This is a genomic window from Hymenobacter caeli (assembly GCF_013294115.1).
Lineage (GTDB): Bacteria > Bacteroidota > Bacteroidia > Cytophagales > Hymenobacteraceae > Hymenobacter > Hymenobacter caeli.
The window spans coordinates 18,405-38,754 of sequence record NZ_JABSNP010000001.1 but is presented as its reverse complement, the minus strand read 5'-3'; the positions used below and the strand labels follow the sequence as shown (position 1 = coordinate 38,754).

Below are 20,350 nucleotides of genomic sequence, written 5' to 3'. Positions count from 1 at the left end.
AGCACAAACGGCGGAACGGCGCACCGCTCCGTTTTACAGCTGTTCAGGAGCCGCGGTAGGTGCTGTAGCCGAAGGGGTTGAGCAGCAGCGGCACGTGGTAGTGCTCCGCCGTGGCCACCTCAAAACAAATTTCTACGAACGGGTAAAAGTGGGCCGTGCCGTCGCGGGCAAAGTATTCCCGGGTAAAGAATTTCATTTGGTAAATGCCCAATTCCAACGGCGTCTTATCAATTAATAAATCCGTGAGGCGGCCGTCGGCATTCGTCACGCCCCGGGCTATTTCCTGCCACCCGTCGCCGGCCTGGCGCCGCAGCGCAATGGTGACGCCCGCGGCGGGCCGGCCCTTGGTGGTGTCCAAAATATGGGTGGTTATCTGGCTCATGCGGCTAGTAGTTTTTCGAGGCGCAGGCGCGTGATTTTGGCCTGCTCGCCCATGGCAATGCGTATTTCGTCGGCCGGCGCATTGGCCAGCCGGGCCCGCAACAAGGCCAGCATTTCGTCGGCCGACCTGCCCGTGGCGCACACGATAAAGATGTAGCCAAACCGCTGCTCGTAGGCCGCGTTGCCCGCCGCCAGGGCCCCCAGCGTGGCCTCCGACGCCTGCCGCACCGCGCCCTGCTCGCCGGCGGCCCAGGCGGCGGTGCTGGCAAACTTCTCCCTTAGGGCGTCCACGTCCCCAATTTTGGGGTGGTGCGCGAAGGCCGCCCGCCAGTCGGCTTCCGTCAGCCCGTACCACACCCGGTCGGCCGCCGCGAACAGCGCCGCCGCCGCCGCGAAGGGAAACTGCTGGTTCAGGGCCGCTACCCAGGCGGGGGCCCCGCAGCAGGTGGCCAGGGCCCCGGCGCGGGCAGCCGGTGCGGCGTCGTTTAATTCGGAAAGCGCCATTGAATGAGATTGATTCAATTCGGGGTGGGCCCGAATCCTGGACATAAATTCAATTGTTCCGTACCACCGCCGGGCCTTTTCCGCCCACCCAATCCCTATCAGCAGCCCCGCTACCGCAAGTACACTGCCGACTATTATTCCGGCAACGCCGCGCAGTACCAGCCACAAAATAAAGCCGGCTGCACCGCCAATCAGCGTGGGCGAGATAACGATTTCCAGCCAGGCCCCGGCGGCCAATAGCCATTGCATAAACCTCATCAAACCGCCGTCGGAAACCGGTTTACGTTTTTGTAATAGATGTACACCGACGGCTCCTGGCCCATGGCCGTGGCCCACTGCTGGCAGTAGGGAGCCATCCAAATCGAGTCGCCTTTTTTGACGGGGTACCACTGCTGGTCGAGCATGTAGATGGCCTGGCCTTGCAAATACAGCAGGCCGTGCTCCATGATGTGCGTCTCGACCATGGGCAGGTGGCCGCCGCGGTCGTAAGTGAAGATGTTGACGGCCATGTCAAAACCCAGGCCGTTGGGCAGCAGCTCCTGGATGCGCAGGGCCGCGTCGTTCAGGTACACGGGGGCCTTGCTGTCGTCTTTTTCGCCCCACAGCACCGGCGGCACGGGGTGGCCGTCCAGCGGCTCGTACACCTTGTGGAAGGTCAGGATTTGGGTGCCGGCCGTGGCGTTTTTGAACTGGTAGGGCTGCCCCACGGGCACGTACACGAACTGCCCGGCCGTCAGCGTTTTATTCGAGCTGTCGGCGGCCGCTTCCACCGCGCCGGCCACCACGTAAAAGAAGATTTGCGACGCCTGGGTCATGCCCGCCAGCTTGCCGGCCTCCGTCAGCGTGACCAGCGTTTGGCAGAGCCGGGCCCCCATCTGCTCGTTGATAAGCACATTTACCGTGCAGTCCGTCCAGCCGGGCACGGTGCTGTTGATGTAGCCGTCGGGGGCAATGACGGCGTGGTTGCGCCGAACGACGGAGCGGGTAAGGGCGGAGATTTCCATAGCTGGCATATTAGAAAAATGAGGGTTGGATAGCGATAACAAGAAATGGCTAAGGGGTGTGCCGCGAAGCCAGCCGCCGCAAGAACTGCTCGGCCACTTCCAGCGCCGCCGCTACGTCGGGGGCTTCCACGTTTTCGAGCGGGTTGTGGCTGATGCCTTCGTAGCAGCGAATGAACAGCATGGTGGCCGGGGCCATGGCCGAAGCGGGCACCACGTCGTGGCCCGCGCCGCTCACCAGCCGCACCACCGCGTGGCCGCTGGCGGCAATGGCCCGGGCCAGCAGCTCGTTCAGGCCGGCGTCGCAGGCCACGGGCGCGGTGGCTTGCACCAGCTGCCAGCTCAGGGCCACGCGGCGCCGGGCGGCAATGGCCTCCGCCCGGGCGTGCAGGGCCCCGTAGGCGGCGGCGAGCGGCCCGGCGTCGGGGCTGCGCAGGTCGAGGCTGTGGATGACCTGGCCCGGAATCACGTTGCTGGCCGCGTGGGGGATGCGCAGCTGGCCCACCGTGGCCACCAGACCCCGGCCGTGGGCCCCGGCGAAGGCTTCGGCGGCCAGCACAAACTCGGCGGCGGCGGCCAGCGCGTCCTGGCGCTGGGCCATGGGCACCGTGCCGGCGTGGCCGGCCATGCCCTGCCAGGTCAACTCCACGCGCTGCTGCCCGGCCACGGCCGCGACCAGCGCCACCGGCACGCCGCTTGCCCAGAGCACGGGGCCCTGCTCGACGTGCAGCTCGAAGTAGCCCAGCCACTCGGCGGCGGGCAGCGCATCGGCCGGAATCTGCGCGGCGTCGCCGCCCATCGCGGCAATGGCCCGGGCCAGGGTGATGCCTTCGGCATCCGTCTTTTGCAGCAGCGCCGGGTCGAAGGCCCCCGTCACGACCTTGCTGCCCAGGTACGTGGTGTGGAAGCGCACGCCCTCCTCGTCGCTGAAAGCAATCAACTCAATATGAAAAGGCAGCTCGATTCGCTGCTGGATGATGGTTTCGACCAAATCCAGCGCCATCAGCACGCCCAGGGGGCCGTCGTACTTGCCGGCGTTCACCACCGTGTCGATGTGCGAGGCCAGCACGAAGGTTTTGGCCCCCGGCCGGGCGCTGGGCCACCGCCCGCGCAGGTTGCCAATGCCGTCGAGGCGCGTTTCCAGGCCGGCGGCCGCGAACCAGCCCTGCACCAAGTCGCGGCCCCGCACGAAGCCCGCCGTGCCGAAGGTGCGCGTCACGCCGTCGGCGTCGTCGCTGATGGCGGCCAGCTGCTCGATGCGGGCCAGGATGTGGGCGGTGCGGGCGTGGTAATCGGTCATTTTCGATGGTTTGATACACTCCCTAGGAACCTCGCCCCCTAGCCCCCTCTCCAAAAAAGAGGGGGAACTAGCTCTAATTCTAGAAATCTAATTCTCAGAGTCTAAGACTAAAAACTAGTTCCCCCTCTTTTTTGGAGAGGGGGCTAGGGGGCGAGGTTCTCCCGGGGCGCAACGGGGGCCGCAAATATGCGCTACTTCCGGTGCAGCAGCTGCCCGCGGTTCAGGTGCAGGAAGTCGGGGCGGCGAAAAACCTCCTCGCCGGCCAGAAACGTGCGCGTGACCACGCCGGCCAGCGCCCGGCCCAGGTAGGGCGACACCTTGTGGCGGTGGTGCAGCAGCTGCTCGGTCACGACGAACGTTTCGTCGGGGGCCAGCACCAGCAAATCGGCGTCGTAGCCGGGGGCAATCCGGCCCTTGCGGTGGGCCTGGCCGATAAGCCGCGCCGGGTTTTCGCTCAGCCAGCGGGCCAGGTCGGGCAGGGTGGCCCCGCGCTTTTTGGCCGCCGTCCACAGCGCGGGCAGGGCCAGCTGGAGCGAGGCGATGCCGCCCCAGGCGGTGGCAAAATCGCCGCTGGCCAGCTGCTTCAGGGCGGGCGGGGCGGGCGAGTGGTCGGTGGCCACGAAGTCGATGAGGCCGCTGTGCAGGGCCCGCCACAGCTGCTCGTTGTTGGCCCGCTCGCGGATGGGCGGGGCGCACTTGAACTGCGTCTGGCCGTCGGCAATGTCTTCGGCGTTGAAAAACAGGTAGTGCGGGCCGGTTTCCACGGTCAGGGGCAGGCCCCGGGCCTTGGCTTCGGCAATGGGCCCCAGGGAGCTGGCCGACGACAAGTGCACGATGTGCACCGGCCCACCGTACTCGGCGCACAGCCGAATCATCAGCTTGATGGCGTCGTCTTCCCAGCTTTTGGGCCGCGAGGCCAGGTAGTTGGAATAGGCGCGGGTGTCGCCCTTTTTCCACTCGTCGTTGTCTTCCGATAGCTCGCAGTGCACCAGCAGCGGCAGGCCGTGGTGGGCCAGCAGCGGCATTACTTGGCGCAAATCAGCCTCGGTGGCGTTGGGGAAATCGTCGATGCCCGAGTGCGTCAGAAACGCCTTGAAGCCCAGCACCCCGGCCGCCACCAGGGGCCCCACCTCGGCCGCGTTGCCGGGCACGATGCCGCCCCAGAAGCCCACGTTGGCGTGCAGCTGGCCCGCGGTGGCGGCCTGCTTCAGGCGCAGGCTGGCCACCGACGTCGTGACCGGGGCCGAGTTCAGCGGCATGTCCACCAGCGTGGTGAGCCCCCCGGCCAGCGCGGCCCGGGTGCCCGTGTCGAAGCCTTCCCAATCGGTGCGGCCGGGCTCGTTGAGGTGCACGTGCGGGTCGATGACGCCCGGCAGCAGGGCCTGGCCACCGAAGTCGAGCACGGGCCCGGCCACGGGAGCATCGTAGGGCAGCACGTCGGCGATGCGGCCGCCGCGCAGCACCACCAGGGCCGGGCGCAGGCCGGCGGGCGTGACCACGGCGGTACTTTTCAGGGTTAATTCCATCGGGCGGAGGCGGCGGGCGACTATCTTGCCCTTCTTTTTTTGCTCCGCAAGCTACGCCCCATGCCCATCAAACTCGCCGCCAACGCCTACGGCAAAAACGCCGTGAACCTCTCACGCGTCCTCCGCCACGCCGGCCACCACGAGTTCCGCCAGGTATCGGTGAGCGTGCAGCTGACCGGCGACTTCGAGGCGGCCCACACCGTGGGCGACAACGCCCTCATCCTGCCCACCGACACCCAGAAAAACACCGTGTACGCCCTGGCCCGCGAGTATTTCACGGGCCCCATCGAGGAGTTTGGCCTGGTGCTGGCGCGGCATTTCGTGGCCCGCAACCCGCAGGTGAGCAAAGCCCGCATCGAAATCGTGGAGCACCTGTACCAACGCATGAGCTTCGACGGCCAGGCCCACCCGCACGCTTTCGTGGGCGGCGGCTCGGAGAAGCGCCGCGCCGCAGTGGAGCTACGCGCCGACGGCACCACCACGGTGTGGGCCGGCCTGAAGGGCCTGCTGCTGCTCAAAACCGCCGATTCGGGCTTCGTGGGCTACCCCAAAGACGAGTACACCGTGCTGCCCGAAACCACCGACCGCATCCTGGCCACCGAGTGCGAGGCCGAGTGGGAGTACACCGCCGCCGACCTCGATTTTGAAACTCAGTACCAGCAAATCCGCACCAATCTGCTGCGCACCTTCGCCGGGCACCAGAGCCTCTCGGTGCAGCACACGCTTTATGCCATTGGCGAGGAAATCCTAAAATCCAACGACGCAGTGAAGGAAGTAAGCCTCGTCATGCCCAACAAGCACCACATTCCCTTCAACCTGGAGCCCTTCGGCCAAACCAACACCAACGAGGTGTTCGTGGCCACCGACGCGCCGTTTGGCTACATTACCGGCACGGTGGTGCGGGGGTAATTTTTCAACAGAAACACGCAGAGCGCAACATTGAAAACGTCATGCTCATCTGGCGTCCGCGCAGCTGAGCATGACGTTCCATTATTATCTTAAGTTAATTAAATTATGCCCTCCCCTCCCCGCGACCTGCCCGCCTGGGCCCTGGCAGCGGCCGCCCTCCGGGCGGGCCAGCCGGCGGCGCTGCTGTGCGTGGTGCGCAGCGCCGGCAGCAGCCCTGGCCGCCAGGGCTTCAAAATGGTGGTGACAGCGGCCGAAACGGCTGGCTCCATCGGCGGCGGCATCATGGAGCACAAGTGGGTGGAGTTGGCCCGCCAGCGCCTACGGGCCGGCGACTTCGCGCCGCTGCTGCGGCCCCAGGTGCACCGGCGCGAGGCCCCGGCCGACCGCTCGGGCATGATGTGCTCGGGCGAGCAGGAGGTGCTGCTCTGGCCCCTGCGGCCGGCCGATTTGCCCGCCGTGGCGGCCATCGAACACACCCTGGGGGCCTTGGGCCGCGGCGCTTTTGAGCTGAGCGCCGCCGCCGGCCTGCGGGTGCTGACCGAAGTGCCGAATACTTTTTACCGCTACCAGCCGGGGCCCGGGTGGCGCTACTGCGAGCAGTTGGGCTTCCGCGACCAGCTCACGATCGTGGGCGGCGGGCACGTGAGCCGGGCCCTGGCGCGGGTGGCGGCGGCCCTGGAGTTTGAAATCACCGTGCTCGACGACCGGCCCGACCTGCCCACGCTGGCCGCTAATGACGCCGCCCACCACCGCCACGTGCTGAGCAGCTATGAGGCCCTGGCCGCCGCCGTGCCCCCGGGCCCCCACCGCTACGTGGTGGTGATGACCGTGGGCTACCGCACCGACGCCGTGGCCCTGCGCCAGCTGCTGGACCGCGATTATGCCTACCTGGGCGTGATGGGCAGCGCCGCCAAAGTAGCCGAGCTGCGCCGGGTGCTGCTGGCCGAAGGCTTTGCCGCCGCAGTCCTGGAACGGCTGCGGGGGCCCATCGGCGTGCCCATCCACAGCCGCACGCCCGAAGAAATTGCCGTCAGCGTGGCCGCCGAGCTGATTGCGGTGCGCAACGCGGCCGTGGTCTAGCCGCCGGGCTACGGCTTTTCGCCGTCGGCATCGCCGGGGCCGCCGCCGTTGGCGGAGCCGTCCACGTTGCCGCCCTGGAAATAGTTCTCGGTGAAGATGCGGTAGCGGTCAAAAATGGAGCGCACCGAGCGCACGAGCACCACTTCGCCGCGCAGGCCCTCGGGCACGGTCACGCCCGAGGCGTAGCCGTTCCACACGGCCCGGTTGGAGTGGGCGTCGATGAGGGTGACGAGCAGCGTGCCCTCGGCTAGCAGCAGGCGCACGGGCTGGTAGGTGTGGCGCTGGTCGTCGGGGGTGGCGTCGTCCTCGGCGTCGTTGTTCTTCACCCAGGTGGTCAGCTCCTCTTGGTTGAAGCCGTGGAAGTGCATGTCGCCCTCAAAAATGCGGAAGCTCACCAGCAGGTCGGGGCGGCTGTTGCCGCGGGCGGGGCGGTAGCCCTGGGCCCGCAGGCGCTGCCGGATGGCGTCGCGCAGGGTTCCGCCCAGGTGGCTGGTGTCGGAGGCCAGGCCGGTGCCGGTAATGAAACTGTAGGAGCGGTAGCGCCGGAAGCGCCCGCCGTAGCTGTAGTCGGACTCGACGCGGGCCTCGCGCGACATGATGCAGCCGGGGAGCAAGCCGACCGCCAGCAGGCAGCCCAACCAGAAAGCAAGGGTAAATTTCATATCAAGCGGAAGGGAAGAACAATGAGGTTCCAAGATACGAAATCCATCTTGGTTTCCGCCTATCCTCCCGCACGTAATACCTTCATAACATAGCCACTAGCCATTACTGGGCCGCGGCCCCCACGGGCCCCGGAACGGCCGCCCCGGGGCCCCGGCCCGGCTATTTGGCTCGGTGCACCGCAGGTGCATGGGGCCGAAAAATTTATCCAAGCGCCGCCCGTGCCGCCCGGCAGCAGAATATTTTGCGGCTGGCAAAGCGCCCCACTGGCCCGGGGCCGGCCCACCCAACCGCCGCTACGCGACTTCCTCGGTTTCGGCCAGGGCCACGGGCTGGATATAGGCGTGCCTGATGGCGGGGAAGGCCTGCTTTTCCGCCGCGTGGATGCGCACGATGGCCTGGTTGATGGCCGCCGTGGTTAGGTCGAGGCGGAAGGCGACGCCCTGCACGAGCGTGATTTCCTCGGGGCCCAGGTAGATGGTGGCGATGCGCAGGGCCCGCACCACGGCCGGATCGGCCTCGGTGAGGGCCACCAGCCGGCGGCGGGTTGCCGCGTCCACGCCTTCGCCCAGCAGCAGGCTTTTGCTTTGGCCGGCCAGCACCCCGGCCACGGCCATCAGCAGCAGCCCAATCAAAACCGAGGCCCCGCCGTCGAAGTACGGGTTGTGCAAGGCGTGGCCCAGAAACACCCCCAGAAAAGCAATGAGCAGGCCCAGCACGTCGGACGCGTCCTCGAACAGCACCGTGAACGTGGCGGCGTCTTTGCTGTTTTTCAAGGCCTGCCAGAACGGCTCCGCTCCCCGTTTCGCGTTGAAGGCCCGCCACGCGGTGCGCAGCGAGTAGCCGTCTAAGGCAAAGGCCACGCCCAGCACGAGGTAGTTCCACAGCGGGTTTTTCATGGGCTCCGGGTGCCGCAGGTGCGCCACGCCTTCGTAGCACGAGAGCCCCCCGCCGACCGCAAACACCAGCAGGGCCACCACGCAGGACCAGAAGTACTGCTCCCGGCCGTAGCCGAACGGCCGGTGCTCGTCGGGGGGCCGCTGGCTGCGGCGCAGGCCCAGCAGCAGCAGCAGCTCGTTGCCGGTGTCCACCAGCGAGTGAATGCCCTCCGAGAGCATGGCCGAGCTGCCCGTGATGCCGGCGGCCACAAATTTGGTGGCGGCAATGCCCAGGTTGGCCGCCAGGGCCGTGTAGAGCGCCGTTTTTGAGGAGGCCATGCGTTGCTGAATTAGCGCAGCCAATAGGCCGCTGGTGCCTTTACGCAGCCGGGCCCCTGGCGGTAGCCAGCGGCTTGCAGGGCACACTGCGCGGCGTAGTACATGTAAGGCGCGGCCGGGCGTGACTTGCTTGCTACCAGCGGCCGTTATATTTGGCTATGGGACACGCCGAACCGCAACCGCACCGCTACACAACCGAAGAATATTTTGCTTTGGAAGAAGGCAGCGAGGTGCGCCACGAGTTTTTCGAGGGCGAGGTATTTGCAATGGCCGGGGCCAGCATTGCGCACAACACCATCGCGGGCAACGTGTACATGAGTTGCCGCCAAGCCCTGCGCGGCAAGCCCTGCCGGGTGCAAATGGAAGCCGTGCGGCTGGCCGTGGCGGAAAACCGCCACTACGCCTACCCCGACGTGATGGTGAGCTGCGACCCGCACGACCAGCGCGAAAGCCAGCAGCTACACCGCCCGGTGCTCATCGTGGAAGTGCTCTCACCTTCCACCGAAGCCTACGACCGGGGCCTGAAATTCAACCAGTACAAGAAGCTGCCGAGCCTGCGCCATTACCTGCTGGTCTCGCAAAAAACCTGGCTCGTGGAGTGGTACCAGCTCACCGAGCACGGCGTGTGGGCCCACACCGCCCTGGCCGAAGCCGAAGACGCGCTAATTATCCCGGAGCTGGGACTAACGCTGACGCTGGCCGAGGTGTACGAAGAGGCGGGCGTGGCGCCGATGAAGGCCGGCTCCGCAGCGGAAGAGGAATAAGTTTTATTTTTTTCTTCCATTCACCCTACCGGTACCCCGCCGCTTGCAACGCAAATAGCTCGGCGTAGCGGCCGCCCTTGGCCAGCAGCTCCTCGTGGGAGCCGATTTCCACAAACTGGCCGTTTTCGATGACCAGGATGCGGTCGGCCATGCGCACGGTGCTGAAGCGGTGGCTGATGAGGACGGCGGTTTTGCCCTGCGTCAGCTCCTTGAAGCGCTCGAAAACCTCGTACTCGGCGCGGGCGTCGAGGGCGGCGGTGGGCTCGTCGAGGATCAGCAGCTGGGCGTCGCGCATGTAGGCGCGGCCGAGGGCGATTTTTTGCCACTCGCCGCCGCTCAGGTCCACGCCGCCGCTGAAGCGGCGGCCAATCATCTGGTCGTAGCCGCCGGGCAGCTTGGCAATCACCGAGTCGGCGAGGCTCTGGTGGGCGGCGGTTTCGATGCGGGGCTGGTTGTGGCGCTGGTCGATGCGGCCCACGGCCAGGTTCTGGCCCGCGGGCAGCTGGAAGCGCACAAAATCCTGGAAAATGACGCCGATTTCCTGGCGCAGCTCGGCGGGGTCGTACTCGCGCAAATCGTGGCCGTCGAGCAGGATGCGGCCCTCGGCGGGGTCGTAGAGGCGGGCCAGGAGCTTGACGAGCGTGGTTTTGCCGGCCCCGTTCTCGCCCACCAGCGCCAGCTTTTCGCCCGCCCGCAATTCGAACGACAGGTTCCGAATGGCCCATTTTGTACCATTCTTGTACTGGAACCCGACGTTTTCAAACCGAAACCCCTGCTGAATGGGCCGCGGGAACGGCCGGGCCGTTTCAACGCCCACCGCCTGCCGCGTGATTTTCGGCCGCAGGGCAAAGAAATCGAAAAAATCCTGCAAGTACAAGGCCCCGTCGGCCACCGAGCTGAAGCGGCTCAGGATGCCTTCGAGCAGGCCCCGGAGCCGGGCAAACGAGCCTGCCAGAAAGGTAAGCTGCCCGATGGAAATCTGCCCGGCCACGGCCCGCGCCAAAATGTAGACGTAGGCCCCGTAGTAGCCGGCCGCGCCCACCGCCGCGAACACCGTACCCCACCCCGCCCGCCGCAGCGCCAGGCCTTTATTCTGGGTGTAAAACTGGTCAGAAAGCGTGCGGAAGCGGTCCACCAGGAAATCCGAAAGGCCGAAGATCTTCACTTCCTTGGCCGTTTCGTCCGAAGCCCCGGTCTGGCGCAGGTAGTCCAGCTCGCGGCGCTCGGGCGTCCAGGAGTGGCTCAGCGAGTAGCTGCGCTCGTTGAAGTGGCTCTCGCCCAGGAAGGCTGGTACCACGGCCAGCAGCAGCAGCCCCAGCAGCCACGGCTGGAAGGCCACCAGCCCGGCGGCCAGCAGCACGAGCGTTACGGCGTCCTGGCCCTGGGCCAGCACCTGGCTCATCAGCACCGAGCGCGACAGGGTTTGGCGGCGGGCCCGCTCCAGCTTGTCGTAAAACGTGCTGTCCTCGAACTGGTCCAGGTCCAGCTCGGCAGCGTGCTCCATGAGGCGGATGGACGAGGCATTGGCGAACAAGTCGCCGAGCAGCGAATCGAGTAGGGCCACTGCGCGGCCCGAGGCGTCGGCCAGCAGCACGAGGCCAAACTCCAGGGCCACCAGGGCCCCCACGGGCCCCAGGGCCCGCGCGGCGGCGGGCAGGCGCGTGAGCTGCACCACGTCGTCGAGGATGAGCTTGCCCACGTAGAGCGTGGCCAGCGGCAGGGCCGCCCGCAGCAGGCGTAGCAGCACGTTGCCCACCGTGAGGGCCGGGCTGGTGCGCCAGATGAGCCGCAGGAACGCCGGCAGGTGGCGCAGGGCCCCCACCCGCTCGCGCACGCTCACGGCGGGCTTCTCGCCCCCGCGGGCGTTGTTGGGGTTTTTGGCAGAGATATTTTTCAGAAAATCAAGCATTACCGGGCTCTGGGCAAGGTTGGGGCCGGAAGGCCAAGGCCGCCGTTTTGGCAGGACCGGGAATCCAAATTGGACTATCTTGCCGAGGCTTTGTTTTTTTTGACGTTACCCGCCCCAATGAGTGATTTTGCAGCGCGCCGGCCAGGGCCCCGGGTCCCGCCGTGCAGCCCCCGGAAACCAACGCATTGGCTGGCCGTGGCGGGCCGCCCGGTCGCCCCCGGCGGCGGCCAAAGCGGACAGCGGCAACCGGCGTTCGGCTTTGAGGGACGCAGCAACCCCGGGCCCGTTTGCCGCCCGCTCGGCCCTGGCAGCTTCCCCGGGGCGCTAGCCAAAGCGCGGCAAGCGCTGCCCGATTGAGCCCCGCCGCGCCTGCCGCACAGCGCCCGGCTGCGCCACCACCCAACTACGGTCCCGTTTAGTTTTCTACCAAGCCCCTTTTATGCGCAAACTCTACCCCTTGCTTTGGGCGCTGCTGCCCGCGGTGGCCGCCTGTTCGGCCAACCAGGAGCTGTTCACCCGCGAGCCCAGCACAACCCGCTACAAGCGCGAAGGCCGCACCGTGCAAGTGCCCACCCGGGCCGTGCTGGAAGCTGGCAAAGCCGATAGCACCGACGTGCTGACCGTGTTCGTTGAGCAAGCCGGACAGGCCGACGGCGGTTCCTTTATCGTCGACTACACCAAGCCCACGGGCACGCCCGTTTCGGCCTACAAAGCCACCCTGCTCACCTACGCCTACAAAGAAAACGCCCTGGTGGTGAGCGCCAACTACAGCGCGCACCTGCGCGGCACCCTCACCCAAACGCCGCGCGGGGGCTTTTCCGGCACGTTCCACGGCACGCGCCTGGCCGGGGCCCCGGGCAAGCGCAGCACCATCAAGGGCGCCTTCACCGACGTGCAGCCCGTGGTAACGAAGCGCCGGCACTAGCCGGCCGCCGAGGGTCACCACCGCTGCCCTCCGCCCGGCCATTGAATCCCGTGTTAGCCTCATACAAAAGGCCGGGCCGATAGGCTCTTTCCGAGAAGTAAAATTGCATTTATAAATTTTTATTTTTGACTTAACACATAATTATAGGTTTCTTTTTTAGGTTTTAAATCTTTTTTTTATATTTATATTATTATAAAACAATTACTTACATCAATAATATTTTCACGATATACGAATTATAGTAATTTCGGGGATAAATGAAAAGTTGTACTTTTACCCGTAGTATTCGCCGTTTCATTTTTCTTCCCTTTTAACCGGACCGGCGCGGGGCCACTCCGCCGGGCGCACTTCTAAAACCTATTGCACTAGCTGGCCGTTGCCCGGGTTTGCCACCGGGCCCTATCTCCGTCCACTTATTCTACCCCTTGGCGGCCACGCGGCAGCTAGCGGGTGCGCCGCTATCCACTATGAAATTATTACCGACGCTGCCCCCGGCAGCGGACGAATCGGTGCTGGTGGCGCAGCTGCTGGCGCGCGACGAACGCGCCTTCGGGCTGCTGTACGAGCGGTACTCGGTGGCCTTGCTGGCCGTGATTCGGCGCATCACGCCCGACGAGGCCCAGGCGCAGGACCTGCTCCAGGAAGGCCTGCTGAAGATTTGGCTGGGCATCGGCGGCTACGACGCCGGCCGGGGCCGCCTCTTCACCTGGATGGCCCGCGTGTGCGGCAACCACGCCCTCGACGCGGTGCGGAGCGCGGGGCACCGCTTCTACCGGGGCACCCGGTCGCTGGAGGTGCCGGCGGCCCAGCACGTGCGGGCCCCCGTCGCCTTCCGCCCCGAGCACATCGGGCTGCGCGAGCTGACGCAGCACCTCATCCCCCGGCAGTGGGCGGTCATCGACCTGCTCTACTTCGGCGGCTGCACCCAGCTGGAAGCCGCCCAGGAGTTGGGCATCCCGGTGGCCACGGTCAAAACCCGGGCGCGGGCGGCCCTGCGCACGCTGGCCCTGCTGGCCCGCTGCAGCCAGCTGGCGGCGTCCGGGGCCTAGGGGCGGGGCCCCTGCTGCGGGGCCACCAGCGGCCGGAAAAACGGCTCCAGCTCCTGGGCCAGCAGGGCGTGGTCTTCCACGCTGGGGTGGCCGTTGCAGCCCCGGGCCTGCATGGGCTGGAAGAAATAGAGCGCCACGGGGGCATCGGCGGGGTGCGCGGCGTCGGCGGCGGTTTTCACGGCCGTCAGGCAGTTTTGCAGGGTGCTGCGGTTGTGGCCGCCCATCATGGGGCTGCTCAGCAGGGCGATGCGGGCCCGGGGGTACTTGGTTTTCACCAGCGCCACGAAGTCCACGTAGCGGCCCACGAACTGGGCGCTGTCGAAAGGCAGCCGCTCGTGCTTGCCGTCGCCGTTGCTGAAGTCGTTGGTGCCCAGCGCGATGCTCACCACCGCGGGCGTGAAGGTCGAAAAGTCCCACCGCTGCGGGGAGGCGTCCTGAAAATCAACCTTTTCGTACACTTGGGGCATGGTGGGGCCGGCGCTGTTCCAGTTGCGGTACAGGCCGATGCCGCTCACGCTGCTCAGCACGAAGCGGGCCCCGAGGGCGCGGGCCACCCGGGGCCCGTAGGCCTGGTAGGCGTTGTGCTGGTCGTGGTAGGCCCCGGTGCCGCAGGGCGTTTCGGAGGCGTCGGCCGCCGCGCCGCAGGTGATGCTGTTGCCGATGAACTCGATGAGCGGGCCGGCCGCCTCGCGCAGGGCCTTCACCCGCGGGCCCGTTATTTTTTCGATGAAAATGGGCCCCGTGTGGGCCTCCGTGGCTTTGTACACCCACACCGTGTGCCGGCCCGGGCCCGGGGCCGTGAGCACGAGCGGCGCGGCCGCGGCGCCCGCCACCCGCACGCGGCGCTGGTACACGCCGTCCAGCTCGTACTGCAAGTAGTTGTGCCCGTCGGCCGTGGGCAGCGAGGCGTAAATTTCGCACCGGGGGCCCTCGAAGCTGAACCCGAAATGCACCGCCGAGCCGATTAGCTCGAGCTGGTGGGCGTCGGTCAGCCGGTACCGGCCGTAGGCCGGGAGCGCGGTGGCCGGCAAAGTGGTGGCGCGCCGGGCGGCGGGGCCCGCCAGCGCGGTGCCCAGGCCCAGGCAGCACAGGGCCAGCAGCAGGTACTTGTTCATTGGCTTCATAAGGGAGGAGTGCCGCCGCGCGGGGGCAGCGCGGCGGCGCGAATGTAGCAGCCCCGGGCCGCCGCGGCCCGCCCCACCCGCGGGCCGCACGGGTAGGGCGGCGGGTTTTAACGAGCGGGGCAGCCGCTTCACCAAGCCCACCGGGCACTTGGCCTAATTTTCGGGCAGGACCGTTGGACTACCCGCGCGGGGTGGTTATCATTGTCAGTCTGTTTGTTGGTAAAAAATAGATTTCTCCATATTCTATCGATAAACTTCTACCAAATGGCCTGCTGTGACGATTCGCCCTTAGCGGGCTTTTTACAAGTGTGCCTGCACCAGCTGCACCTGGCCGATACCTTTACTTACGGCGGCGGCTCCCGACTGCACGAGCGGTTCAGCCACCTGCTCGAGCAGGTAGAGCAGCTGCCGGCGGCGGCGCACCCCACCGCCCCCGCCCTGCTGGCCGCCCTGCGGGCCCTGGCCCTGGAGGCGGCCCTCGACGAGCTGCCCGCGCCGCAGCTGAAGCAGGCGCTGGAGAAAGCCTTGTACACGGCGCTGCGCCGGTGTACCTCGCCCGCCCGCCCCGGGGCCGCCGCCCCCACCGCGTTTTCGTTCACGCCGCCGGCCGAGTACGCCCCCTCCATCTCCGCCGCCGACCACGCCGCCTGGACCTAGCCGGTGCGGGCCCGGAAACCTGTGTTTCCGGGCCTACGATTGCCCTTCAAAATGCGGACGTTTTCTGGAGAGCAGCTCCTGGCTCAAGGTAGTCGAGTTGAGCAGGCCCGGGCCTACTCGAGCACGCTAGAAAGCGGCATTACGCGCCTTTGGATCCACCCGCACCGAGTCGACGCCGAAATAAGCCGCCATGTCGCGGTTGTAAGGGCTGTTGTAGCCGTTGGCGATGTCGTAGCCGCGAATGAGCACGTAATGCGGCACCACATCGCGAATGGGCGGCACTTGAACTTTTACGTGAGGGGTCGTTCCAGCCAAGCGCTGTAGCAACGTGTAGCGCTGCCAGCATTGCCGGTTCCAGCTGGGGGCCTCTACGAGTACTTCGCGCCACGCCCGCCGCACCGGTGCCGCGATGAACGCCAACAGCAAGGCCCCGATGCCGTAGCGAACCACCCGATTCGGCCATTTGGGCGGCGTTGCCGCGGCCGGCAACGCCGCCCAGCAGGCCACCAGCCAGCCAAGCAACAGCCACCAGAGCAAGACATTAGCACACCGCGAGGCGATGTCGGGGCCCATGACTTCCAACTGCATCAGCAACGCCCCGAGCAGTACCCCGCCCAGCAGGACGCCCGCGCTAAACACCAGGGGCAGTTGCAGGCCGCGCGGGCGCACGGCCACCACTGCCGGCGCAAGGGGGGACAGCAGCAGGGGGCAGGCCACGATGAGGGCAACCCCGGGGGTGAGCAGCAGCCGTAGCAGCGCCTTTCCCAGCCAGTGCGGCTGCCAGAATTGGGCGAGCTTGGCCGCAATGCCCGTTGCGCCAGCCATTGCCGGCCGCAGCCGCTCGACGTTGCTGGGGGCGATGACAACGAATACTGCCGTGCCCGCCAGCACCACAAGCAAGCCGGCCCAAACACTGGCATGGTAGCCTTCCCGCCGGGCTACGCTGACGCCGCACGCCGCCAGCAACAGCCACCCCAGCAGCAGGGTGACCAACTCGCTCGATCCGCCGGTGAGAAACGCCCCGGCAGCGGCCAAACCCAACCACCCCGTTTTGGCGGCGCGGGGCCCGGCCCGGTGAAAGCGCGCAACGCTCACCGGAGCGAGCAGCAGAAACAGGCTGGTCAGGTGGTGCGTAACCTGCGAGGCAAACCAGTAGAGCGAGGAATGGATGTCCGGAATGACGGCAATGAAAAACAGGAACAAGCCGCCGGCCAGCAGCAGGGCAACGAACGGACGAACGGCCCGCTGCAGCAGGCTACGCAGGCCGAACCACAGGCTGCCCAGGGTCAGGGCATTGATGGCCAGGTTGGCCAGCCCGAGCGTTTGGGGCCCGCCGTAGGAAAGCGGATTGCCGGCAGTCAGCAGGAAAGCAGTAACGAAACGGCCGTTTATGTGGTGGTAGAGGTAAGATTGCGCGGGCCAGAAGCCGCGGGTGCGGAATAGAGTGGCCCAGGCAAAATCGTCCAGGTAGGGCTGATTGAAGCGGCACAGCAGCGCAAAGGGCAGCAAGGCAAATAGTAAGGCGGCTACTAAAAAGAGTTGGGAAAGCGAGCGTTTGTCCATGCCCTGCAAAGAAACGGCGGCGGCTTGGCGCAACGCGCCGCAATCGTTCGCCCCGCGCTACTACGTGGCGGAAACCAAAGCGAATCGGCACTTACGGCAAAACGGGCCGCTGCCGCGCTTAAAAGGGCAGTAAATTCGGGCGCAGCTTGCCGGAGCTTGGCCCGGTTAAATCGACAAAAGCGCATTGAATACCTCCCAGCCCACGCTTGCGCCGACGCCCGCCACCCGGCCCTACACCGCCGGGTTCTGGCTGATGTGCCTGTCCTCGTTCTTGTTTTTCGCGAGCTTCAACCTGCTGCTGCCCGAGCTGCCCGAGCACCTCGCGCGGCTGGGCGGCGGCGAGTACAAGGGGTTCATCATAGCCCTGTTCACCGTCACGGCGGGCCTCTCGCGGCCGTTTAGCGGCAAGCTGGCCGACACGGTGGGGCGCATTCCGGTGATGGTATTCGGCTCGCTGGTCTGCTTCATATGCGGGTTTTTCTACCCGTTTGCCCTCACCGTAACCGGGTTTCTGGGGCTGCGGCTGCTGCACGGGTTCAGCACGGGCTTCAAGCCCACGGGCACGGCGGCCTTCATTGCCGACATCGTGCCCGTGGCGCGGCGCGGCGAGGCCATGGGCCTGCTCGGCGTGACGGGCAGCCTGGGCATGGCCGCCGGGCCGGCCTTCGGCTCGTGGGTGGCCCAGCACTACTCGCTGAACGCCATGTTCTACTGCTCCAGCGGCCTGGCCCTGCTCTCGCTGCTGGTGCAGGGCACCCTCACCGAAACCCTGCCGGTGGCCCAGCGGCAGCGCTTCCGCTGGTCGCTGCTGCGGCTGAAGTGGGCCGAGGTGCTGGAGCCGCGGGTGTTTCGGCCGGCGCTGGTCACGCTGCTGTGCATGTTCCCCTACGGGGCCGTGCTGACGGTGATACCCGACCAGAGCCGGCTGCTGGGGCTGGCGGGGCCCACCAAGGGGCTGTTCTACGTGTGCTTCACGGGGGCCTCGCTGGCGGTGCGGCTGGTGGCGGGCAAGTGGTCGGACACCTACGGGCGGGTGGCGGTGCTGCGGTGGTCGGCGGGCGTGCTGGCCGGGGGGCTGGCCCTGCTGGTGTGGTCGCCGTCGGTGCCGGTGTTCCTGGCCGGGGCGGTGGTGTTCGGGCTGGGCACGGGTTTGAACTCGCCCACCCTCTACGCCTGGACCGTGGACCTGGCCCACCCCGAGCGCCGGGGCCGCGGCGTGGCCACCATGTACATCGCCCTCGAAACCGGCATCGGCCTGGGGGCCCTGCTGGCGGGCTGGGTGTTCGACAACCGGCCCGGCCGCCTGCCGTGGGTGCACGCCGCCAGCCTGGCCAGCGTGCTGGCCGCGCTGGCCTACCTGCTCACGCGCCCCGCGCCGGCCCCCGCCGAAGCCTGAAGAGCCGTTTGAATCAACGAAAACGGTCATGCTGAAAGAGAATTTTAACCAACTCCAACAATTTCTAAGGCAGTCGTTTCGGCTTGCCCGGCGGTGCCGGTACCCTTCGGTGCGGCGCTGGCGGGACGGGATGCAAAAAATTATTGGCGGGCGGATGAAGAATGCGGGAATTTCAGCGAAAAGGCTATATTTTTAAACGCCTTTTCCAAGATTTTCTACCGCTTCCTGGATGCTTCTTTCTTTATTCGCACGCCGTAGCGCTTTGGTGCTATTTATGGGGGCTGCCGGGGCCGCCCGGGCCCAGGCCCCCGCGCCCGACCCCATCAAATTCGGGCAGCCCGACGCCCACGACTTCCGGCCCGAAGCCTTTGCCGCCGACAGCGCGGCGGGGGCCGTGGTGCTCTGCGACTACGGCCGCTCGCGCCTGGTGGGCTACCGCGCCGGCTTCCGGGTGCTGTTCGAGCGGGTGACGCGGGTGAAAATCCTGAAGAAATCGGGCTACGACGCGGCCACGGTAGAAATTCCGCTCTACCACCGCGACGGCGACCAGGAGCAAGTCAGCAACCTGCGCGGCTTCACTTACCGCCTCGTGGACGGGCAGGTGCAGAAAACCAAGCTCGACGCCAGCGGCGATTTCCTGGAAAAACGCAGCCCCAACGTGAACGTGCGCCGCTTCACGCTGCCCGACGTGCGCGAGGGGGCCGTGGTGGAGTACGCCTACACCCTGTCGTCGGACTTCCTCTTCAACTTCCAGAACTGGGTGTTTCAGGGGCCCTACCCGGTGCGCTGGAGCGAGTACCGGGCCAGCATTCCGGTGTTTTACAAGTACAAAATCATCCTCCAGGGCAGCCAGCCCCTGGCCGTGGACCGGCCCACGCGGGGCATGACCACGCTGCTGGTGGACAACAAGCTGGCGGCCGGCAGCATTTCGGTGGGCCAGACCAACGGCTCGCTCTCGGTGTCGGCCCCCACCGAGCAGTACCAGTGGGCCATGAAGGACGTGCCCGTGCTGCGCCGCGAGGCCTACACCACCGCGGCGGCCGACTACGAGGCGCGGCTGGATTTCCAGCTCGTGGGCGAGCAGTGGCCCGACCAGCCCTACCGCGACCTGACCGACAGCTGGGCCAAAATCAACGCCCGCCTGCTGGCCAGCGAGAGCTTCGGCCAGCAGCTCGACCGGGCCGGCTTTTTGAAGGAGCAGGTGGCGGCCCTGGCCGCCCAGTACCCCGACCCGGCCCAGCGGGCCGCCGCCGTGCGGCGCGTGGTGCTGGCCGCCGTGCGCTACAACGGCACCAACCGCTACGGCACCGACAACGGCCTGCGCAAGGCCTACGACGCGCACAGCGGCACCTCGGCCGACGTGAACCTGCTGCTCATCGGGGCCCTGCGCACCGCCGGCCTCGGGGCCCAGCCGGTGTTGCTGAGCACCCGCGACCACGGCCGCATCAACCAAACGTATCCGCTGCTGGAGAAATTTAATTACGTGGTGGCCCTGGTGCCGCTGGCCGACGGCCACGACCTGCTCGTGGACGCCACCGACCCGGCCCTGCCCTGCGGCACGCTGCCCGAGCGCTGCCTCAACCAAACCGGCCGCCTGGTGAGCGCCGACGCCACCGCCGGCCGCTGGGTGGACCTGCGGCCCGCCCAGCAGCACCTGCACTTCCAGCAGGTCAAGCTGGCCCTCGACGCCCAAGGGGGCCTCAGCGGCCAGGTGCACGAGGAGTACGCCGGCTACGCCGGGGCCGACGCCCGCGGCGAGCTGGCCCGGCTCGGCGAGAAAAAATACCTGGCCGAAATCGGCCGCCAGCACACCGCCTGGGCCCTGACGCCGCTGGCCGTGGCCGGGCGCGACGACGTGGAACGGCCCCTGGCCCTGGACTACGCCTTCACCCAGGCCCCCGACGACAACGCCGCCGCGGCCGCCACCCTGTACCTGAGCCCGCTGCGCGAGCTGACCGGCGCGCAAAACCCCTTCCGCGAAGCCGAGCGGCGCTTCCCGGTGGACTTCGGGGCCCCGCAGGACGAGGTGCTGCTCGTGACCCTGGCGCTGCCCGAAGGCTATGAGCTGGCCGAAACCCCGAAAAGCACCGTGCTGAACCTGGCCAACGGCGGCGGCCGCTTCCAGTACAACGTGGCCGCCGCGGGGCCCACCGTGCAGCTCACCAGCCGCCTCACGCTCTACAAGCCCGTGTACGGGGCCGAGGAATACGGCAACCTGCGCGAGCTGTACCGCCTGATGCTGGAAAAGCAGGCCGAGAAATTCGTCATCAAAAAGAAAGACTGACCGCACCCCCCGGGCCCGGCGAACATCGCACAAACCAGGAATAGCAGCGCTTATATTTAAGGCGCAGTAGCTACTTCACCATATTTTCCTTTCCACTCCTT

Annotated in this window: 18 protein-coding genes; 8 read left to right on the top strand and 10 right to left on the bottom strand. The window is 66.7% G+C overall.

Features of this window, described 5'->3' with window-relative positions; genetic code table 11:
• Window positions 1-43 precede the first annotated feature (43 nt).
• The 5 genes from uraH to allB all read right to left on the bottom strand — a co-directional run bounded on the left by uraH (window position 44) and on the right by allB (window position 4,712).
• Window positions 44-382 (bottom strand): hydroxyisourate hydrolase, encoded by a 339-nt coding sequence (gene uraH, locus HNP98_RS00155; protein ID WP_173808013.1) that lies wholly within the window; start codon window positions 380-382, stop codon window positions 44-46.
• Window positions 379-885 carry a 2-oxo-4-hydroxy-4-carboxy-5-ureidoimidazoline decarboxylase gene (uraD, locus tag HNP98_RS00150; RefSeq protein WP_173808011.1) on the bottom strand — a complete coding sequence of 169 codons (507 nt, stop codon included), beginning with the start codon at window positions 883-885 and terminating at the stop codon, window positions 379-381. The genes uraH and uraD overlap by 4 nt, the downstream gene beginning before the upstream one ends.
• A gap of 257 nt (window positions 886-1,142) precedes the next feature.
• Window positions 1,143-1,889 (bottom strand): (S)-ureidoglycine aminohydrolase, encoded by a 747-nt coding sequence (gene allE / locus HNP98_RS00145; protein ID WP_173808009.1) that lies wholly within the window; start codon window positions 1,887-1,889, stop codon window positions 1,143-1,145.
• A 49-nt stretch (window positions 1,890-1,938) separates the two neighbouring features.
• Window positions 1,939-3,186 carry a Zn-dependent hydrolase gene (locus HNP98_RS00140; protein ID WP_173808006.1) on the bottom strand — a complete coding sequence of 416 codons (1,248 nt, stop codon included), beginning with the start codon at window positions 3,184-3,186 and terminating at the stop codon, window positions 1,939-1,941.
• 191 nt (window positions 3,187-3,377) lie between these two features.
• On the bottom strand, window positions 3,378-4,712 hold the full coding sequence (gene allB, locus HNP98_RS00135; RefSeq protein ID WP_173808004.1) for an allantoinase AllB: 1,335 nt from the start codon (window positions 4,710-4,712) through the stop codon (window positions 3,378-3,380).
• A 60-nt stretch (window positions 4,713-4,772) separates the two neighbouring features.
• On the opposite strand from allB, the gene pucL reads away from it, so the two are divergent.
• Together pucL and HNP98_RS00125 are read left to right on the top strand one after the other, a co-directional pair.
• Entirely contained in the window at window positions 4,773-5,621 is an 849-nt protein-coding gene (gene pucL, locus HNP98_RS00130) for a factor-independent urate hydroxylase (protein ID WP_173808002.1), read from the top strand.
• A gap of 105 nt (window positions 5,622-5,726) precedes the next feature.
• Window positions 5,727-6,701, top strand: coding sequence for an XdhC family protein (locus HNP98_RS00125; protein ID WP_173808000.1), 975 nt, complete (start codon window positions 5,727-5,729; stop codon window positions 6,699-6,701).
• Between the two features lie 8 nt (window positions 6,702-6,709).
• Here the strand turns inward: HNP98_RS00125 and HNP98_RS00120 are convergent, their stop codons facing one another.
• Together HNP98_RS00120 and HNP98_RS00115 are read right to left on the bottom strand one after the other, a co-directional pair.
• Entirely contained in the window at window positions 6,710-7,363 is a 654-nt protein-coding gene (locus HNP98_RS00120; RefSeq protein ID WP_173807998.1) for a DUF4136 domain-containing protein, read from the bottom strand.
• 294 nt (window positions 7,364-7,657) lie between these two features.
• Window positions 7,658-8,578: a cation diffusion facilitator family transporter gene (locus HNP98_RS00115; protein WP_173807996.1), complete on the bottom strand. Its 921-nt coding sequence runs from the start codon at window positions 8,576-8,578 to the stop codon at window positions 7,658-7,660.
• A 158-nt stretch (window positions 8,579-8,736) separates the two neighbouring features.
• Between HNP98_RS00115 and HNP98_RS00110 the strand changes: the two genes are divergently transcribed.
• Entirely contained in the window at window positions 8,737-9,342 is a 606-nt protein-coding gene (locus HNP98_RS00110; protein ID WP_173807994.1) for a Uma2 family endonuclease, read from the top strand.
• 25 nt (window positions 9,343-9,367) lie between these two features.
• Here HNP98_RS00110 and HNP98_RS00105 read toward each other — a convergent pair whose 3' ends face one another.
• Entirely contained in the window at window positions 9,368-11,251 is a 1,884-nt protein-coding gene (locus HNP98_RS00105) for an ABC transporter ATP-binding protein (RefSeq protein WP_173807992.1), read from the bottom strand.
• Between the two features lie 439 nt (window positions 11,252-11,690).
• Here HNP98_RS00105 and HNP98_RS00100 point away from each other — a divergent pair, with 439 nt between their 5' ends.
• Window positions 11,691-12,176: a hypothetical protein gene (locus tag HNP98_RS00100; protein WP_173807990.1), complete on the top strand. Its 486-nt coding sequence runs from the start codon at window positions 11,691-11,693 to the stop codon at window positions 12,174-12,176.
• A gap of 467 nt (window positions 12,177-12,643) precedes the next feature.
• Window positions 12,644-13,225, top strand: a complete 582-nt coding sequence (locus HNP98_RS00095; RefSeq protein ID WP_173807988.1) for an RNA polymerase sigma factor — start codon at window positions 12,644-12,646, stop codon at window positions 13,223-13,225.
• On the opposite strand, the gene HNP98_RS00090 is transcribed toward HNP98_RS00095, so the two are convergent.
• Complete coding sequence (locus HNP98_RS00090) at window positions 13,222-14,349, bottom strand: SGNH/GDSL hydrolase family protein (RefSeq protein WP_173807986.1); 1,128 nt, start codon at window positions 14,347-14,349, stop codon at window positions 13,222-13,224. The genes HNP98_RS00095 and HNP98_RS00090 overlap by 4 nt on opposite strands.
• 264 nt (window positions 14,350-14,613) lie before the next feature.
• Between HNP98_RS00090 and HNP98_RS00085 the strand changes: the two genes are divergently transcribed.
• Window positions 14,614-15,006: a hypothetical protein gene (locus HNP98_RS00085; RefSeq protein WP_173807984.1), complete on the top strand. Its 393-nt coding sequence runs from the start codon at window positions 14,614-14,616 to the stop codon at window positions 15,004-15,006.
• 126 nt (window positions 15,007-15,132) lie between these two features.
• On the opposite strand, the gene HNP98_RS00080 is transcribed toward HNP98_RS00085, so the two are convergent.
• Window positions 15,133-16,602, bottom strand: a complete 1,470-nt coding sequence (locus HNP98_RS00080; protein ID WP_173807982.1) for a DUF6056 family protein — start codon at window positions 16,600-16,602, stop codon at window positions 15,133-15,135.
• A gap of 151 nt (window positions 16,603-16,753) precedes the next feature.
• Here HNP98_RS00080 and HNP98_RS00075 point away from each other — a divergent pair, with 151 nt between their 5' ends.
• Window positions 16,754-17,965: an MFS transporter gene (locus HNP98_RS00075; RefSeq protein ID WP_246274897.1), complete on the top strand. Its 1,212-nt coding sequence runs from the start codon at window positions 16,754-16,756 to the stop codon at window positions 17,963-17,965.
• 274 nt (window positions 17,966-18,239) lie between these two features.
• Window positions 18,240-20,249, top strand: a complete 2,010-nt coding sequence (locus HNP98_RS00070) for a DUF3857 domain-containing protein (protein WP_173807980.1) — start codon at window positions 18,240-18,242, stop codon at window positions 20,247-20,249.
• Window positions 20,250-20,350 lie beyond the last annotated feature (101 nt).

Coding starts and splice junctions, on each gene's coding strand:
- HNP98_RS00125 (WP_173808000.1), top strand. CDS start 5,727: ATGCCCTCCCCTCCCCGCGACCTGCCCGCCTGGGCCCTGGCAGCGGCC.
- HNP98_RS00120 (WP_173807998.1), bottom strand. CDS start 7,363: ATGAAATTTACCCTTGCTTTCTGGTTGGGCTGCCTGCTGGCGGTCGGC.
- HNP98_RS00070 (WP_173807980.1), top strand. CDS start 18,240: ATGGGGGCTGCCGGGGCCGCCCGGGCCCAGGCCCCCGCGCCCGACCCC.
- pucL (WP_173808002.1), top strand. CDS start 4,773: ATGCCCATCAAACTCGCCGCCAACGCCTACGGCAAAAACGCCGTGAAC.
- HNP98_RS00110 (WP_173807994.1), top strand. CDS start 8,737: ATGGGACACGCCGAACCGCAACCGCACCGCTACACAACCGAAGAATAT.
- HNP98_RS00095 (WP_173807988.1), top strand. CDS start 12,644: ATGAAATTATTACCGACGCTGCCCCCGGCAGCGGACGAATCGGTGCTG.
- HNP98_RS00090 (WP_173807986.1), bottom strand. CDS start 14,349: ATGAAGCCAATGAACAAGTACCTGCTGCTGGCCCTGTGCTGCCTGGGC.
- HNP98_RS00140 (WP_173808006.1), bottom strand. CDS start 3,186: ATGACCGATTACCACGCCCGCACCGCCCACATCCTGGCCCGCATCGAG.
- HNP98_RS00085 (WP_173807984.1), top strand. CDS start 14,614: ATGGCCTGCTGTGACGATTCGCCCTTAGCGGGCTTTTTACAAGTGTGC.
- HNP98_RS00115 (WP_173807996.1), bottom strand. CDS start 8,578: ATGGCCTCCTCAAAAACGGCGCTCTACACGGCCCTGGCGGCCAACCTG.
- allB (WP_173808004.1), bottom strand. CDS start 4,712: ATGGAATTAACCCTGAAAAGTACCGCCGTGGTCACGCCCGCCGGCCTG.
- uraH (WP_173808013.1), bottom strand. CDS start 382: ATGAGCCAGATAACCACCCATATTTTGGACACCACCAAGGGCCGGCCC.
- HNP98_RS00105 (WP_173807992.1), bottom strand. CDS start 11,251: ATGCTTGATTTTCTGAAAAATATCTCTGCCAAAAACCCCAACAACGCC.
- uraD (WP_173808011.1), bottom strand. CDS start 885: ATGGCGCTTTCCGAATTAAACGACGCCGCACCGGCTGCCCGCGCCGGG.
- allE (WP_173808009.1), bottom strand. CDS start 1,889: ATGGAAATCTCCGCCCTTACCCGCTCCGTCGTTCGGCGCAACCACGCC.
- HNP98_RS00100 (WP_173807990.1), top strand. CDS start 11,691: ATGCGCAAACTCTACCCCTTGCTTTGGGCGCTGCTGCCCGCGGTGGCC.